This window comes from Mesomycoplasma bovoculi M165/69, assembly GCF_000524555.1.
Lineage (GTDB): Bacteria > Bacillota_I > Bacilli_A > Mycoplasmatales > Metamycoplasmataceae > Mesomycoplasma > Mesomycoplasma bovoculi.
Window position 1 is genome coordinate 742,054 of sequence record NZ_CP007154.1, and the last position, 18,187, is coordinate 760,240.

An 18,187-nucleotide genomic window follows, 5' to 3' on the forward strand; every position below is an offset into this window, starting at 1 on the left:
TATTTTTAGTTTATTCACCTTTGTAGATAATTAATTCCTCAGCTATAACATCAATGTCACAATCTGGGTTTTTTAATTCTATCTTTTTTTTCTCAAAAAAATCAATTTTAGCACTATTTTTTGTATAAACATTTTCAAATACAAAAAAACTAGATAAACTAGTAACAAAAGTAACAATTGCATTTATAAAGGAAATTGCTACAAATAGGTTAATGGCTATTGGGTTGGGATTTTTAGTTATAGCATAAGCTGAAAGAATACCATTAAATGCTGACATAACTATCAATAAAATACTACAAGTTAAAAAAATTAGTTTAGATATTCTTGCTTTTCTTTGTAATTGAGCAACTTTTAATTCTATTTTGCGTAATAATTCATTTTTATTCATAATTTTTTTGTGATTTTTCAGATTGGTAAACATTTGATAAGCCTTTGGGTGGGGAAATTTTCAAAAAAATTGCATTAAAAAGTTCCATTTCAAGATTTTTGCAATTTTTGTATTTTCCAAGCCTATTTTCATACATAATTAGCTCTAATTTTAAAAAATCATTAATTTCTTGATTTCGTAATCATCTATTTTTGATTAAAAACAAAGCAAACAATGCATTAACTAAGCTAATAGATAAATTTATTCATAAAATAAAAATTGGTCATTGATCCACTTTGTTGCCCTTGTCATCAATGTATAAAAACAAATCAGCAAAGGCCTTTAGTGTTTCAAGTTTAGGAGATGCTAATTTGAAAATTCCCATTAAAGTTGAGAAAAATGCAAAAAAAATACTAAATAATGAAAATAACCAAAATAAAAATTGAAAAATTTTTGCTTTAGTTAATGTTTTTTTGTATAAAAACCTAGCAAATGATAGAGCATTAGTCTCTAATTTGGAACTTGTTATAATCATTTTTTTCCTTCAAAAATAGCTTTTTTAATAATTTTAAATTTTAAAACAGATTTTTTAGCAAAATAAAAATCACTAATTTTGTCATAATCTTGTTGAAAATCTGTATAAGAATAATCAGGATCTTGAGCAACCCGAAAATAAATATAACTAAGTTCTCGTTGAGCTTTTTTATAGTCTTTATATTTCATTACTAATCTATAAACTGATAGAAAAATATTGATAAAAAAGGTTAAAATAATAAACAAAGCCAAAACAATAGTGAAACCTAAATCACCAATAATTGTTTTGGTTTCTGATGTAATGCTGTTGTATCTATGAACTTCCACCACAACAACAGCAATTGCTAAACAAAGGACAATAATGTTGGCAAAAAATAAAGTTCACCTAACAATTAATGCTGCATAATAAGCAATAATTTGATTGCGTCGAAATTGGCTTTGTTTTTGATTTATAAAATCAATAAGTTTATCGCGATTTGTATCCATAATATTATTTTTTTAATTTGTTAAAATTAAAAATTTTAAATGATTGTTTATTAAAATGGTTTTTATCAAGTACATTTTTTCAATTTTGTTTTTTAAAAATATATTTAAATTTTCCGTTTGTGGTGCGTTCAATACTAAAAGAAAATTTTTCAAGCAACATTTTTAGAAAGAACACTAATCAGAAAAGGGTTAAAAAAATTATTGTTAAACTAAATAACACATAAGGTCATTTACCAAAAGTTTTTAACTCTCCAAGACCTACTTTTCCAAGATAAAGTCAATTTGGATTTCAAGCAATAAAAGTTTTTGTGTCTACATGATGATTATTTAGTTCTGTAAAAATTATTCAACTTAAAAAGAAGATAAATAAAGCATAGGTAAAAAGGATTAAAATTGATTTTACTAATATTTTGGTTGTAAGTTTGTGCTTAGATGGTTGGATAATTTGTAAAAATATTGGAAGCACTAAACAAATTAAGTGAGTGATTAAAAATTCTCAAAAAAAGTGTGAGTCATAACTTCAATGTAAACCTGGAAAAAATGAAGAAAATTTCTCCTTGTTTAAGTCTAAAGTAGGAAAATTTGTATTTATTGTTTGCAAGTATGTTTCTGTTGAAATACTAATTTGAGGTGAAGCGAGAGCTAAAGAAGAGCCTATAAAAGCTGGTACAACCCAATATTTAACATAATTAGTTTTATTGAATATCAATGCTGTTGCTGTGGCCAAGACTAAAATTCGACATAAGTGCAAAGGCAAATATTCCCATTTATTAAAATAGTCGTTGGCTTCTAATAAGGCAACTCTAGACACATAAGAAAATAGTCAAATAAATAAACCAACAGATAAAAAAATTATTTTAATTTTTTTAAAACTTGGAGAATCAATATTTAAAGTTTGATTAGCATATCATGTTCTAAGTGATTTGCGAAATAGGTGCATACCAATCAAGGCAACAATCGCAAAAACAACTGGAATATAAAAAAATAATTTAGCATATTCTAATGTATTTTGGTTACCTTGTCACTGAAAATATTGTGGCAGCATAATAAATCTCCTTTTTAATTTGTAAATTATTTGTATTTAAAATTAAATAAAAAAAAATTAACTCGTAAAAGTTAATTTATCATTATTTATTCAAATAGTTCTTTCAAAACTGAATAGTATACATAAAGATCAATGTTGGGCATTGAAGTTTTAAAACAACCTTAAGTTATTTATAACTTTTTTAAATTTTGAATTTATTAGTATTGGTAAGCTAAATGTATTACTACACTTACACCGCCAACCTATCAACCTCATCGTCTATAAGGAATTTCATAAGGAATACTCATCTTTGAGGCAGCTTCCCGCTTAGATGCTTTCAGCGGTTATCTGTTCCGTACTTAGCTACCCAGCTATGCCTTTGGCAAGACAACTGGAACACCAGCGGTACGTCCACTCCGGTCCTCTCGTACTAAGAGCAGCTCTCATCAATATTCCAACGCCCACATCAGATAGGGACCGAACTGTCTCACGACGTTCTGAACCCAGCTCACGTACCGCTTTAATTGGCGAACAGCCAAACCCTTGGAACCGACTCCAGCTCCAGGATGCGATGAGCCGACATCGAGGTGCCAAACCTTCCCGTCGATGTGATCTCTTGGGGAAGATTAGCCTGTTATCCCCGGGGTAGCTTTTATCCGTTGAGCGACGGCCATTCCACAATGTACCGCCGGATCACTAAGTCCTGCTTTCGCACCTGCTCGACTTGTAGGTCTCGCAGTTAACCACACTTTTACCTTTACGCTCTGCATATGGTTTCTGACCATATTGAGTGTAGCTTTGAACACCTCCGTTACTCTTTAGGAGGCGACCGCCCCAGTCAAACTACCCACCACGCACTGTCTCTCTTCCAGATAATGGAAGCAGGTTAGAAAATCAATTTAATAAGGGTGGTATTTCAAGGTTGACTCCACACAAACTAGCGTCCATGCTTCAAAGTCTCCCACCTATCCTACACATATTAAACCAATTTTCAATACGAAGTTATAGTAAAGCTCCACGGGGTCTTTTCGTCTTGATGCGGGTAACCAGCGTTTTCACTGGTACCATAATTTCACCGAGTCCAATGTTGAGACAGTAGGGAGATCATTGCGCCTTTCGTGCAGGTCAATAATTAGTTGACAAGGAATTTCGCTACCTTAGGACCGTTATAGTTACGGCCGCCGTTCACCCGGGCTTCACTTCAATGCTTCGCAGAGCTAACATCTTTGCTTAACCTTCGGGCACTGGGCAGGCTTCACCCTCTATACATCGTTTTGCAACTTAGCAGAGAGCTGTGTTTTTGATAAACAGTTGCCCCCCCTATTTTACTGTGACCCATAAATGGGTACCCCTTCTTGCGAACTTACGGGGTCATTTTGCAGAGTTCCTTAACATTGGTTTTCTCGCTCGCCTTAGAATACTCATCTTGGGGACGTGTGTCCGTTCTCGGTACAGGTTGATAAAAAATTAACACTAGAAGCTTTTCTTGGAAACATAGAATCACCTAATTCGTTACTTAGTTGCCTGTTCACTATGCATCACAGCTCAAAATTAATGTTAAACGGATTTGCCTATTTAACTTTCTAACTGCTTACCCTCCTAATCCAATAAGAAGTAAGGTTATCTTTTTTCGTCACTCCATCATTTTTTTACCAAGTATAGGAATATTAACCTATTGTCCATCGAATACGCATTTCTGCCTCTCCTTAGGCCCTGACTAACCCTGGGTGGACGAACCTTGCCCAGGAAACCTTCCCCAATAGGCGTCGAAGATTCTCACTTCGAATCGTTACTCATTCCGGCATTCTCACTTCTAATTTCTCCACTAGTGTTCACACTCTAGCTTCAATGAAATTAGAACGCTCTCCTAACGTATGTTTATAAAACATACCCGTAGCTTCGGTATTGTGTTTGAGTCCCGTTACATTATTGGCGCAAGATCTCTTGACTAGTGAGCAATTACGCACTCTTTAAATGGTGGCTGCTTCTAAGCCAACATCCTAGTTGTTTATGAAATCTCACAACCTTTCTCACTTAACACAATTTTGGGACCTTAGCTGACGATCTGGGTTGTTTCCCTCGCGAGCGTGGACGTTATCACCCACGTTCCGACTGCATAGTTTGTTTTTAATGGTATTCGGAGTTTGATTATAGTCAGTACAGCTAGGTGCCGCCATTCCACATTCAGTGCTCTACCCCCATTAAATAGTACTACACGCTAGCCCTAAAGCTATTTCGAAGAGAACCAGCTATCTCCAGGTTCGATTGGAATTTCACCGCTATCCACAAGTCATCCGGGCACTTTTTAACGTACTACGGTTCGAACCTCCACTTTGTTTTACCAAAGTTTCACTCTGCTCATGGATAGATCACCTGGTTTCGGGTATATGCCAATATACTAATTCGCCCTATTAAGACTTGGTTTCCCTACGGCTCCGCTTTTTTCTGCTTAACCTTGCATATTAACATAACTCGCCGGACCATACTGCAAGATGTACGCCATCACACATTAACGTGCTTTGACTACTTGTAAGTAAATGGTTTCAGAATCTATTTCACTCCCCTCTCGGGGTTCTTTTCACCTTTCCCTCACGGTACTTGTTCACTATCGGTGTCTGATTAGTATTTAGCCTTACCGGGTGGTCCCGGCTAATTCAGACAGGGTTTCACGTGCCCCGCCCTACTCAGGATACACTTATGAGATTTTACAATTTCGCATACAGGAATGTCACCTTCTATGTTGAAGCTTTCCAACTTCTTCTGCTATTATAAAATTTTTTTACTCAATTAAAATGTCCTATAACCCCGTTAAACGGTTTGGGCTCTTCCCCATTCGCTCGCCACTACTAAGGGAATCATTATTTATTTTCTTTTCCTGTTGTTACTAAGATGTTTCAATTCACAACGTTTATCGTCTATTTAACTATGAATTCATTAAAAAGCAATTAAGGTTTACTTAATTAGGTTTCCCCATTCGGAAATCTCCGTATCATAGCTTATTTCCAGCTCCACGAAGCTTATCGCAGGTAATCACGTCCTTCATCGACTTTCAGACCCAAGGCATCCACCAAATACTCTTACTTATTTAAAAAAGTTAATTTGTAACTTTTGTATAGCCTATCGTTTTATACTAAAGATAAATATCTTAAGGTATTTTAAATTGTTGGAATATGTAAAAATTACATATTTGTAAATTTATTATACTATTCAGTTTTCAAAGAACTATTTCATTAGATCTCTCAAAACTAGATACATAACCATTTTCAAAATTTAGTATTAGTAATTAAATTGTGTTTGTGTATTATATAAATATAACCGTAGAAAGGAGGTGTTCCATCCCCACGTTCTCGTAGGGATACCTTGTTACGACTTCACCCCAGTCATCAGTCCTACCTTAGGCAGCAGTCTCCGAAGTTAACTAACCGACTTTGGGTATTACCAACTCCCATGGTGTGACGGGCGGTGTGTACAAAACCCGAGAACGTATTCACCGCAGTATAGCTGACCTGCGATTACTAGCGATTCCGACTTCATGAAGTCGAGTTGCAGACTTCAATCCGAACTGGGACTACTTTTTTGAGATTTGCTGGACGTCACCGTTTTGCTTCTCTTTGTAGTAGCCATTGTAGCACGTGTGTTGCCCCACTCGTAAGAGGCATGATGATTTGACGTCATCCCCACCTTCCTCCAGCTTACGCTGGCAGTGTCTCTAGAGTCCTCAACTTAATGTTAGTAACTAAAGAAAGGGGTTGCGCTCGTTGCAGGACTTAACCTAACATCTCACGACACGAGCTGACGACAACCATGCACCATCTGTCATCTTGTTAACCTCTACTATATCTCTATAGCTTTGCAAGGATGTCAAGAGTGGGTAAGGTTCTCCGCGTATCTTCAAATTAAACCACATGCTCCACCGCTTGTGCGGGTTCCCGTCAATTCCTTTAAGTTTCACTCTTGCGAGCATACTACTCAGGCGGATCATTTATCGCGTTAGCTGTGCTAGTGATTATTACCACCAACTAATGATCATCGTTTACAGCGTGGACTACCAGGGTATCTAATCCTGTTTGCTCCCCACGCTTTCGTCCCTTAGTGTCAATTTATGACCAGTTAGCTGCCTTCGCCTATTGGTGTTCTTCCTAATATCTACGCATTCCACCGCTCCACTAGGAATTCCGCTAACCTCTTCATAATTCTATTTTGCCAGTATCTAAAGCGGGCTGAAGTTGAGCTTCAGTATTTAACCTTAAACTTAACAAAACACCTACGGACGCTTTACGCCCAATAATTCCGGATAACGCTTGCGACCTATGTATTACCGCGGCTGCTGGCACATAGTTTGCCGTCGCTTTCTAATAAGGTACCGTCAAGATTAAATCATTTCCTATTTAATTTTTTCTTTCCTTATAACAGCACTTTACATCCCTAAAGACTTCATCGTGCACGCTGTGTCGCTCCATCAAGCTTTCGCTCATTGTGGAAAATTCCTTACTGCTGCCTCCCGTAGGAGTCTGGGCCGTATCTCAGTCCCAGTGTGGCGGTACAACCTCTTGGCCCCGCTAAACATCATCGTCTTGGTGAGCCATTACCTCACCAACTAACTAATGTTCCGCACCCTCATTTCTAGGCGAAGCCGTGAAGCTCCTTTTTATTTATCTTCATGCGAAAATAAACTATATCAGGTATTAGCTCTTGTTTCCAAAAGTTATCCCGAACCTAAAGGTAGATTAGGTACGTGTTACTCACCCATTCGCTACTAAATATTTTAGCAAGCTAAAATATTCCGTTCAACATGCATGTATTAGGCACACAGCGAGCGTTCATCCTGAGCTAGGATCAAACTCTCAAATTGTATGTTTAATTTAAAAATGGTTTGAATTATGTATCTAGTTTTGAAAGATCTAATGGCTTTAAACAAGCAAAAATTAATTATACAACATTTTTTTAAAAAAGCAAAGAATTTTTTTTTTTTTTTCTCAACTTTTTGAAATTTAAGTTTACAACTTTTGCTTTAATTAAAAGCAAGAGTTAATCATAACACAAAAAAAGAAAAAAATGTAAAAAAAATGTAAAAATTTTATTTTTTAAAGAAAAAGACCAAAAAAATGCTTATTTTTATATAAAATTAGACTGTTTTTAACTATATAAACAAAAATAAAAGGTAAAATTACACTTCATAATATGAATCAGTCAGTTAGAACCGGTTTAATTGTTAGTGTTTTTATCGGCCTTTTTATAATGGTGATATCTATTTTAGTAACTCAAATAAAAAAAAATAAAATAGTTAAAGAATACCAACAAAAAAATTCAGAACTCAAAAAAGTAACTCCTTTAAAATTGAATATTGATTTTATTAACAAAATTTTTGATACTAATATTATAGTTGAGGAATTAGAACTTATTTTGGGATATGCAAATGATTTAGAATTTAAAAACCTAGTTTTTGCAGAAACTGATGGACTTGTAGCAATTGCAAGTTCTAAGTTTTTAAAGGATAAAAATATTTTTGCTATTAATAACTATATTAATGAAGAAAATTTCAAAAATAAAAAACAAATTCTTGAATCAAATAATTTTGAAAATCTTGATTTAAACTCCATAGACTTTAATATTGATTTTATTTTTGCAAATAATCTTGATTTTAGTGATTTTGAATCACTTTATAACAAAAAACCTAAAATAATGATTTTTAAACATATCAAAAAACAGCAAAAAACAATAATTAATTTTTTAAAAAACAAGGAAATTAACTATGAATTAGATATTTATTTTTCCTTAATTATCATTAAAATGGAAAAAAATATTAAAATATAGTGTTTACATTAATATTTCAAGGAATATTTATATATGAATAAAAATAATAATTTTTCTGATCAAATTCTTCTTACACAACAAAAATTAAATGAATTTAAGAAAGAATTAGATCACCTTGTCAAAGTTGAAAGAAATAAAGCCATCGAAGACATCAAAGAGGCGCGTGAGCAAGGTGACCTTTCTGAAAATGCAGAATATGACGCGGCTCGTGAACGCCAAGGAATTATAGAATCTAGAATTCGTGAACTAGAAGCTATTATTTCTAAAGCTAAAATAATTGTCACTGATAGAAGTAGTTCAAAAATTTCTATTGGTTCTTTAGTGACAATTGAAAACCAAGAAACTAAAGAAAGACAAACTTTTCAAATTGTTAGTTCAATGGATGCCGATCCCTTTCAAAATAAAATTTCCAATTTTTCTCCAATGGCCGAAGTTCTTTTAGGTCAGTCTGAAGGTGATGAAGTTGAAGTGGATGTATCTGAAAAATATTCAGTTAAAATAATCAAAGTTGTGAATGGTTAATAATGTTTGAATCACTTAAATTCAATGGTATTAAACAATATTTTCCTGACTCGAAATCTAAGTGAATAAGTCTAACCAAAATTACAATTCCAGTTGTTTTAAGTTCTTTATTTTTATCTTTAAATAATTTTGTTGATAATTTTATGGTTTCCCGAATCAGTGGTGGAATAACTGCTGTTGGTTTAGCTAATGTTTGAACTGGAATTATTTTTTCATTTTTAATATCAATAAATGCAATTGGTTCAATTATTTTTAGCCAGTATTGAGGTAAAAAAGATTTCGTTCATGCTAGAATGACAAATAATGTTAGACTAATTTTAAACTTTAGTCTAGCTTTATTAATGGCCATATTTGCTTGAAGTATGCCGGATAAAATGATCTATTTAGTTCAAAGTTCAAGTAATGGGGTTGGTGAAATAGGAAAAACAATTGAACTAGCTCAAAAATATTTATTTGCAATTGCTTTTTCTTGAATTTTATTCGCTTTTACAGTAACAACTTCAGCTTCATTGAGAGAAAGTGGTTCTATAAAAGCTTCTATGGCTTTTGTTTTTTTAACCTTAATCTTAAATGTAAGCTTGAACTTAATTTTAATTCCATATTTAGGAGTTGTTGGATCAGCAATTGCCACAGTATCTGCAAGAATGGTTACTTCAATTGGTTTATATACATACCAATTTTTTTATAAAAAAGAATTACGAATTGTAATTTGAAAAATTTTTGACATTAAAAAAATTATTTGAAGACAATATTTAAAACGTGCTTGAGGATTGTTTTTCTCTGTAGTTGCTGGTGTGTCAATTTCAATTAGAGTAATTTTTTGAGCACAAGGAATGCCAGCAGGAAGTTTGGGAGTTGATTCTACAGATCATCTATACAAATATTGGGGAATAGGTTTTTTAACAGTGTCGGGAATAACTTCTACAATTGCAAATATACTTTTTGTTGCTTATGGTTCAATTCAATCTAATATTTCTATTTCAGTTGGACGTAAATTAGGACAAAATAGAATTGATGAAGCAATTAAAGAGGCCAAAATGTTAAAAGGTTATATGTTTACTTTTTCATTAATTTTGTCACTCTTTACCCTAATAGTAATTTTTGTTCTTTCAAATACAGAATTACTTGTTGGTGGAATTAAAGAACAAGTTCAAAAAGGTTTACAAGATTACTTTAAAGATAAACATTTAACTATTAATGACAATTTTATTCAAGAACAACAAAAACTTGCAGTAGACTACTTTTTAAGACAAATATTTTGAGTTTCACTAATAATTGTTGTTTTAAATCCATTTTGAATTCAATTAAACACTTCTATTAACATTGTTGCAGCAGGTGGGCGTTCAAATCTTACTGGAATATGAAATTTTGCACTTGCAATTGGTCAAACACTTTGACAAGCATTTAATGTGTTTGTGTTACTACCTTTAATTCCTGATGTAGGATTTAAATTAATTGCCACATCATTGATATTTTATTCTTCAGACATAGTTAAATGAATTATGTTCGAGATATTATACTTGAAAACAAAATGGGCCATAAACATTACAACAAATGATGGCGATATTCAAATAGCCTAGCTTTTTTTATTTATAATATATTAATTAAAAGGAGAAATATGAAAATAAAAAAATGGAATAATTTGCAGATTTCTTTTATTGCTATTTTTATTTCTATAGCTGTAATAATGTTAATTATTGCAGTCAGATTAGCTCCTTTTACAATTTTACCAACCTTTAGACAGTCAATCATTGGACTACCTATTAAAATAACTGGATTTATTTTTGGGCCTGTTATTGGGTTTTTAACTGGATTGCTTTCCGATTTAATAGCTTTTTTATTTATTCCAGGTGTATATTCTTACTGGTACACAATTTATATGGCGATAACAGGATTGATTCCTGGATTATTTTTTTGATTGTTTATAAAACAAGGAAAAAAATGATTTGAAAAAGAAAATTTGCTAAAAAAACTTGAAATTAAAATTAATTACCTTAAATCTAATGCTTTGTTACTTGAGGATTTTCAAAAAAGGGAAAAAGAAAATAAAAAAATTAAACTTTATGAAGCAAAGTTTCAAAAAATTTCTAATTGAAAAAATGAGAAATCTTTAATTAATTTTTATTGAATTGCAAGTACGATTATTTTATTAATAATAATGGTCTCTATAGTTTTGGGAGTTTCATTTTCAACAGTAGATTTTTCTAAATTCAAATTAGTTAAAAATAAGTTGGGGTTTATTATTTTAATTTTATTCGGAACATCCACAATGACAACCTTTTTATTTGTTGCTAGATTTTCTAATTTTTTTCTTAAAAAAGATAGATATTTAACAATGGTTCCAATTGTTGCTTTCTCAGCAGTTCATGAGCCAATTGCAAGTCTTATTTCAGCCCAAGGAGATGTTCAATCTGGAGCATTAGTGGATTTTTCAACTGCTTTATTAACCCGCTTAATAACATCACCTGTTAAAATTTGAACAAATTTATCTATAATTTACTTTACTTCTAGAGTGATTATTCCTCTTGTTCACAAAAAAATTTCTTATAATATTTAAGTGATGAGTTTACATAATAATATTTCAAAAAAAATAATTTTTCATAATATAAAAAATAATTTTTGAAATTATTTTAATTTTTCATTAAACCTAAACCAAAATTTAATTTTTTTTTTCATCTGAAAAAAACCTTTTTGAAAATTTTAAAGTTTTATTCGAAAAGACTAAAAAATATCAAGGATTCATTACTTATAATGACCAAATTTTTAGTCCAAAAATTAAGGTTTATTCTGATTTTTTAACAAAAGATAACTTTGAGAAAATTCAAAATAATTTGGTAATTGATATTTTGCTACCAATGTGAGAAATTCAAAAAATTAATTTAAATAACAAAAAACATATTAAAGAATTGTCTGAATATATATCACTTGAAATTTATAATTTTTCAAAAAATTTAACATCCTATTTAGATTCTTTAGATAACAAAGTATTATCAGATGAAGAATTTGCAAAAAAGATTTTACAACTTAAAAATAAATACAAATTTTTACATAAAAGAATTTTAAATTTTTATAATAAAAAACAAAAAATTTGAAATAATGATATAAGTGGTTTGAATATTCTATCTATAAAAATAAGAGAATTAAAAAATTTTTTCTGAAAAAAAATTGTAAATAAAAATAATTTTTCGCTAGTTTACAAAGCGATAATGAAAAATATTGTAGATATTATCAACACTAACAAAATATTGCTAAAACAAGAATCTAATTTTGAAAAAAAGAATATTTTATTTTTAATTAAACTATATTCCTTATTTTTAAACAATATTTGAAAGCATGATGAATTTTTTTCATATTTTAATTCTAGTCAGCTTCTTTATTTATATAAACAATTTCAAAAATGAGCAGAAAAATTGTTGACTAGATTGGATTTAAATAATTATGACAAAATTGATATTATTTTTAAACAAACTTTTTATAGCTTTTTTATTAATTTTGTTCAAAAAAACAAACAATCAACAAGCAATGGGAGAAGCATAGCCCAAAAACTGAGAAACAGTCATCTTAATAATGGTTTAAATAAAGAAATTGATAACAAATTATCTGATTATGATTTATATTATGAAAGTGTTAAATTAAATAATTTGAGATTGGAAAAAGCTAATTTGCTTTGACATAAAGATGTTATTAAAACAGATTTTAAATATTCCAATTGATCTTCACTTTTATTTTTTGAAAGTAAAAAAATAATTTGACAAATAAATCAAGTAGCAAAAACTATTAAAAATAATAGCAAAAGTACTGATTTTTTTGTTTTTTTAAATTATATAATAAAAGATTTGAACTTATTTTTTAATTGATTTAATAAAAATAAATTAAGTGATTTTTTAAATAAAACATTATTTTATGAATTTTGTTTCAAAAATAAAATGAATTTAAATTTTCTTTTCAGAAAAGTCAAAGATTTAACTATCAATGAGCTATTCGCTATAGAATTAGCAAAAATTAAAGCATCTAATTTTAATTTACTTTTACTAAATTCAGAAACATTTTTCTTTGATGAAAAACTAAAAAATAATTTTATAGAAGAGCTGTCCATATTTTTAAAAAATAACAATTCACAGCTATTTTTGTTTGAAAAAAAACCAGTTCAATTTAAGAAAAATTTTTCAGTTATTTTTATAGAAAAAGGTACACTTATAGAATTTAAAAATAATTTAGAAGATCAACCTAAATTTAACACTTTTTTTGCCAATTATTTCTTTAATAATGGTAATTTTTACACGAATGAATTAGGAAATATTAAAAAACATTTATTCTTAATTATGGGATTAAGTCAAATTAGAAAAAATGGAAATGATGTTTTTAATACTTTTGAGAAAAAACGGTTGCAATGAGTTTCTTTTGATGAGTTATCTAAAAATATTGATTTAAATATTATAGAAAAATCAACTAAAGACTTTGAAGTAATAAAATTATAAAAAAAGGAGAAATTATGAACAAAAAGTACGACCACAAATTAGTAGAATTAAATAGAGTTAATCAGTGAAATGATAGTGGCGTTTTTATTGCTCCAGAAAATCCAAAAAAACCTTTTGCAATAATAACTCCACCACCTAATGTTACAGGGCAATTGCACTTAGGACATGCTTGAAACACTTATTTGCAAGATACAGTTATTAGATTCAAAAAATTACAAGGTTATGATGTATTATTGTTGCCAGCTGTTGATCATGCTGGAATTGCAACTCAGGCTAAAGTTGAAGAAAAATTAAACCAAAATGGTTTAAAAAAAGAAGATTTAGGTCGCCAAAAATTTATTCAAAAATGTTATGAATGAAAAGATGAACAATATAAAAAAATTATTGCTCAATGAAATAAATTGGGTATTGCATATGATTATACAAAAGAGAGATTTACTCTTGATGAGGATGCTAAAGAAGCTGTAAGTGAATTTTTTATTCAGCTATATAATCAGGGCCTTTTGTATAAAGGTGATAGGGCTATAAATTGAGATGTTAAATTTCAAACAGCAATTTCTAACATTGAAGTTTTTAATCAACCAGTTGAGCAAAAAATGTACTATTTACGTTATTTTTTAGAAAATAGTACAACAGATTTTTTAGAAGTTGCAACAACTAGAATTGAAACCTTACCAGGTGATGTTGCAGTTGCAGTTAATCCAAATGACAAAAGGTATAAAAAATTAATTGGTAAAAAAGTTATAAATCCTTTTTCCAAAAAATTATTACCAATTATTGCTGATGAATATGTTGATATTAGCTTTGGTTCAGGAGCAATGAAGGTCTCTTCTCACAGTTTGGCTGATTTTGATATTATGCAAAAACATAATTTAAAAGCTCCTGAATGCATTGATGATTTTGGTAAATTAACAAACATTGTTACAGGTTTTGAAGGTCAAGATCGTTTTGAAGCTAGAAGTAAAATTGCAGATTTATTGAATCAACAAGGTTTCTTAATCAAAACAGAAGACATAACTTCTAATGTTGGTATTTCACAACGTAGTGGTGAAATTGTTGAAATCCTTAAAAAACCACAGTGATTTGTTGAAATGAAATCATTAGCTCAAAAAATGCTAAACCACCTTAATTCAAAAGATAAAGTTCAATTTTTCCCAAAGATTTTTGAATCAAAAATTAAAAAATGAATGGAAAATGTTCATGATTGAACAATTTCTCGTCAAATTTGGTGAGGTCACCAAATTCCAGTTTGGTACAAAGGTAATCAAATGAAGGTTCAAATAGAATCTCCTGGAAAAGACTGAAAACAAGAAGAAGATGTTTTGGACACATGGTTTTCATCAGGAATAAGTCCTTTTGTTTTTTTAGGATGACCACAAAGTAACAAATTAAACAAATATTATCCTACTAGTTTAATGGTAACTGGTTGAGATATTTTATTTTTTTGAGTAGCTAGAATGTATTTTTCTTCACTCAATATTTTAGATCAAAAACCTTTTTCAAAAGTTTTGATTCATGGATTAATTCGTGATGCAAATGGACAAAAAATGTCTAAATCTTTAGGTAATGGAATTGATCCTATGGATGTTATTGATGAATATGGTTCAGATGTTTTAAGACAATCTTTAATTTTCAATTCTACACCTGGACAAGATATTAGATTTAATAAAGAAAAATTAAAATTAGGATGGGCTTTAAATAATAAGTTGTGAAATATTACAGCATATATCAATTCTTTGCCAAGTCATAAAACTGAGCCAACTAACATTGATTTATGAATGGAAAACAAGTTGTATTTACTTAAGCAAAAAATTAACAAGCATATTAAAAATTACAATTTCACCTTAATAGGAAAAGAAATTCAAAACTTTGTTTATAATGAATTTTCTTCTAGATATGTTGAGTTTATAAAAATTAATGCAAATGGATTTTATCCTACAAAAATACTTAAAAAAATATTATTAATTTTGCATCCATTTTTACCTTTTCTTACAGATTACTTATTTGAAAATATCTTTAAGCAACAACTATTAAAATCAAGATTTCCAAAACTTTTCAAGTACAGATACACAAAAGAAGTGGATGATATCATTGAAATTATAGATAGTATTAGAAAATATCGAGAATCATATAGTATATCTAATAAAAATGTGATCCAATATTGTGTTTTAAACTCCTCATTAAGTGATTATCAAATTTCAGTAATTAACAAATTAACTTTTGGAATTTGAAAAGAAAACAAAACAACAATAGTCAAAACTGATAATTTTGAAATTGCTATAGATTTAACCGATAAACAAAAAGAAAGTGAATTACTAAAAATTCAAAAAGAAATTGAATTTTTACAAAGCGAAATTAAAAGAGCTGAAACTATTTTGAGTAACCCAGGGTTTTTAAATAAAGCCCCTAAAGACAAAATTGAATTAGAACAACAAAAATTATCATCTTTTAAAGAAAAACTTAAATTTTATTTAGATAAAAAATAAAATTAAAATAAAAGTTTTATATAAAAAACCACTTATTTAAAGTGGTTTTGTTTTTTAAAAAAATTATAATATTTTCTTTTTCCTCAACCAAGGTTGCATTTTTTCCCGATAAACTTTTGATTTTTGAAGATAATGTACACCCAGTGATTGGGAAATTTCTCAAAGAGCCCCAATAATTCAATAAATTTGCAAGGATGCTTGGAATAAAAGTCCTATAAAAATAAACACAATTGACATTATTCTTTGAGTTTTTAACTGTTTTTTCATAGCTTCTGATTCAGAAGTATTCATAATACGTTGTGTCTTAGTTTTATTCAATCATTTAGGAATTCATTGTTGTAAAACTTGAGTTACAACGACAACTATCATTATTGGTAAGTAAATCCATTCACCAGAAAATAGTTTTTGATAAGATGTTGCAGAAAGTTCCAAACCAAGGAAATATGTTACTTTTAAACTAGGTATACCTTGTAAAACACGTCAAACCGCAATAAAAATAGGCATTGTAACAAGTGCTTGTGAAAAAGGTGCAAAAGGTGAAAAGTTGTTTTTTTTGTATAATTCCGCAACTTCTTGCCTTTGTCGCTGTTGCATAACTTTATTATTTTTGTACGGTTCGTATTTTGCATCAATTTTAGCTTTTTTAGCTTGTAATTCAATTTGTTTGCTTTGACCAAAAATTGTTTTAAATCTAAACATAAAAGAGATAATTTTGGTCAAAACAACAACCATAACAATAGCTAAAATTGTAATTCAACCATTTCATTCGATTAATGATTGCGATTCTGAAACCCCTAAAATTATTTTTGAAAGTGGATAAACAAAAATAGAATAAAAAGGTCCATAAGCCCAAGAATCACCTCATGTGACAATCGGACTACTTGCTACATTATTTTCAAAAGCAAACTTTTTATAACTTCCATCTGCTTTATCTAAATTAAATTCATATGTATTCTTCTCTAAATTGATTTTGTTGTAATTTAAATTTTTGAGTAAATTAGCAAAATATAAAGAATATTTCTCAATTATGTTTTTATTTTTATCCGAAACACCTTCACCTTTTTTAGTTTGATATTCTTCAATTGCTGTTTGCAATTCATCTTTAGAGAATCCTAGTGTATTTGTATCAATTTTGTTGTAAATAGATTGAATTATATCCCTACTGAAACTAGCATTTTTTTTGTAAGATGGGACTAAATCATTGTTAATTGTAAAAAAGAAAGGACTATCTTTATCTTCTGTGTTAGATGTTTGTTTAAAAAGTTCTTTAGCAATATCAATATCACCATTTTTTAAATAAAATTTAGGAGATGGGACTTTAATATCTGTTCATTGATTTTTTTGTTTATAAACCTTGTCTCCAGAAGTTATAAACAAAAATTCATTATCAAGGTCACCTTTTAAATACTCAAAGCTATTGTTATTGTTTTTGTATAAAATTAAAGAACTATGTTGTCCAAAATATTTTTGAGAATTTCCATTTTTTTCGCTTTGTTCTTTTAAAAGTGAAAGAATATTTTGATCATTATTACTTTTAACTTTATCAGCAGATATTAAAAAGTTGTTGCTTTTGTTAATAGGAACAACTTCATAAGATTTCCCTTTTGTTTCAGTACTTAAAATTGTATAGTTAGGTGTAACTTCGGAATCATTTTGATAAAATTCAACACCTTCACCAACATTGAAAGATGTTTTTACAACAAAAGATTGAATACATCCTGTCAATGTAATTCCGAATATTAAAAAATAAATAATTAACTTAATTATTCTTCTTATATTTTTTCAATTTATTTTTTTACCTAGATTTGAATTTTTAGGATTGTTGTCAAAAAATTCAAAAGCTTTAGGTCTATTTTTTTTATTTAGCATTTCTGTTAAGTTCTTCTAAAAGTTTAGTGATTTTCTCTTTTTTTTGCATAAAACTAAGGTTTAAAAAGGTTTTTCTTGTAATTAAAACGCATTTAACTTTTGGTAACAAAAAATCATCTATTATTAATTCATGAATAATACTTTTTATTTGTCGTTTGAAGTAATTTCTTAGCACAGAGTTTGCGAATTTTTTTGGTATTGAAATACCTATTTCAAAAAAACCTTGTGGTTGATAGTAAAAAATCAAATTCTTAGAAACTATTTGTTTTTTACTATCAATAATTTTTTGAAATTCTCAATTTTTTCTTATTACTTTAAATTTATGCAAAATAATTCCAAATATTATTTATCTGAAACAGTTAATCTCTTTCTCCCTTTTAATCTACGCAAAGAAAGAACTTTTCTACCATCAGCAGTTTTCATTCTACTTCTAAACCCATGGGTTTTAATGTGTTTTAGTTTATTGGGTTGATATGTTCTTTTCATTTTCGCTCCTTTGTATTTTGATAATAAATTAAGTTTGTTTAAATTAGAAATTTTAACATATTTTTTGTTAAAATAAGATAATAAAACTATTATAATATTTTAGTTTAAGTACATTCTCAAA

13 protein-coding genes and 2 rRNA genes are annotated in these 18,187 nt (G+C 29.2%); 6 read left to right on the forward strand and 9 right to left on the reverse strand.

The window, feature by feature from the left end; translation table 4 throughout:
* Positions 1 to 10 precede the first annotated feature (10 nt).
* The 6 genes from MYB_RS03015 to MYB_RS03040 form a co-directional block, all read right to left on the reverse strand.
* Positions 11 to 388, reverse strand: coding sequence for a DUF4231 domain-containing protein (locus MYB_RS03015; protein WP_025279659.1), 378 nt, complete (start codon positions 386 to 388; stop codon positions 11 to 13).
* Positions 381 to 902, reverse strand: a complete 522-nt coding sequence (locus MYB_RS03020) for a DUF4231 domain-containing protein (RefSeq protein WP_022935436.1) — start codon at positions 900 to 902, stop codon at positions 381 to 383. Before MYB_RS03020 ends, MYB_RS03015 begins: the two co-directional genes overlap by 8 nt.
* Positions 893 to 1,387, reverse strand: coding sequence for a hypothetical protein (locus tag MYB_RS03025; RefSeq protein ID WP_022935437.1), 495 nt, complete (start codon positions 1,385 to 1,387; stop codon positions 893 to 895). The genes MYB_RS03020 and MYB_RS03025 overlap by 10 nt, the downstream gene beginning before the upstream one ends.
* A 4-nt stretch (positions 1,388 to 1,391) precedes the next feature.
* Positions 1,392 to 2,432, reverse strand: coding sequence for a YwaF family protein (locus tag MYB_RS03030; protein WP_022935438.1), 1,041 nt, complete (start codon positions 2,430 to 2,432; stop codon positions 1,392 to 1,394).
* A 177-nt stretch (positions 2,433 to 2,609) separates the two neighbouring features.
* Positions 2,610 to 5,502, reverse strand: a 23S ribosomal RNA gene (locus tag MYB_RS03035).
* 230 nt (positions 5,503 to 5,732) lie between these two features.
* Positions 5,733 to 7,263, reverse strand: a 16S ribosomal RNA gene (locus MYB_RS03040).
* The 16S and 23S rRNA genes sit together here, the layout of an rRNA operon.
* Before the next feature lie 329 nt (positions 7,264 to 7,592).
* Here MYB_RS03040 and MYB_RS03045 point away from each other — a divergent pair.
* The 6 genes from MYB_RS03045 to MYB_RS03070 all read left to right on the forward strand — a co-directional run bounded on the left by MYB_RS03045 (position 7,593) and on the right by MYB_RS03070 (position 15,711).
* Positions 7,593 to 8,225: a hypothetical protein gene (locus MYB_RS03045; RefSeq protein ID WP_022934805.1), complete on the forward strand. Its 633-nt coding sequence runs from the start codon at positions 7,593 to 7,595 to the stop codon at positions 8,223 to 8,225.
* 33 nt (positions 8,226 to 8,258) lie between these two features.
* On the forward strand, positions 8,259 to 8,747 hold the full coding sequence (greA, locus tag MYB_RS03050; RefSeq protein WP_022934806.1) for a transcription elongation factor GreA: 489 nt from the start codon (positions 8,259 to 8,261) through the stop codon (positions 8,745 to 8,747).
* Between the two features lie 2 nt (positions 8,748 to 8,749).
* Positions 8,750 to 10,327, forward strand: coding sequence for an MATE family efflux transporter (locus tag MYB_RS03055; protein WP_022934807.1), 1,578 nt, complete (start codon positions 8,750 to 8,752; stop codon positions 10,325 to 10,327).
* Positions 10,328 to 10,371: 44 nt separating this feature from the next.
* Positions 10,372 to 11,304: an ECF transporter S component gene (locus MYB_RS03060; RefSeq protein ID WP_025279662.1), complete on the forward strand. Its 933-nt coding sequence runs from the start codon at positions 10,372 to 10,374 to the stop codon at positions 11,302 to 11,304.
* A gap of 298 nt (positions 11,305 to 11,602) precedes the next feature.
* A complete protein-coding gene (locus MYB_RS03065) occupies positions 11,603 to 13,225 on the forward strand; it encodes a transcriptional regulator (RefSeq protein ID WP_144084181.1) in 1,623 nt (540 codons plus the stop codon).
* A gap of 14 nt (positions 13,226 to 13,239) precedes the next feature.
* Positions 13,240 to 15,711, forward strand: a complete 2,472-nt coding sequence (locus tag MYB_RS03070; protein WP_022934810.1) for a valine--tRNA ligase — start codon at positions 13,240 to 13,242, stop codon at positions 15,709 to 15,711.
* 63 nt (positions 15,712 to 15,774) lie between these two features.
* Here the strand turns inward: MYB_RS03070 and yidC are convergent, their stop codons facing one another.
* Genes yidC through rpmH form a run of 3 tightly spaced genes read right to left on the reverse strand, consistent with a single transcriptional unit; the run spans position 15,775 to position 18,066 of the window.
* Positions 15,775 to 17,580, reverse strand: coding sequence for a membrane protein insertase YidC (gene yidC / locus MYB_RS03075; RefSeq protein ID WP_022934811.1), 1,806 nt, complete (start codon positions 17,578 to 17,580; stop codon positions 15,775 to 15,777).
* On the reverse strand, positions 17,570 to 17,908 hold the full coding sequence (gene rnpA / locus MYB_RS03080; protein WP_022934812.1) for a ribonuclease P protein component: 339 nt from the start codon (positions 17,906 to 17,908) through the stop codon (positions 17,570 to 17,572). Before rnpA ends, yidC begins: the two co-directional genes overlap by 11 nt.
* A 14-nt stretch (positions 17,909 to 17,922) precedes the next feature.
* Positions 17,923 to 18,066 (reverse strand): 50S ribosomal protein L34, encoded by a 144-nt coding sequence (gene rpmH, locus MYB_RS03085; protein WP_022934813.1) that lies wholly within the window; start codon positions 18,064 to 18,066, stop codon positions 17,923 to 17,925.
* Between the last annotated feature and the right edge of the window lie 121 nt (positions 18,067 to 18,187).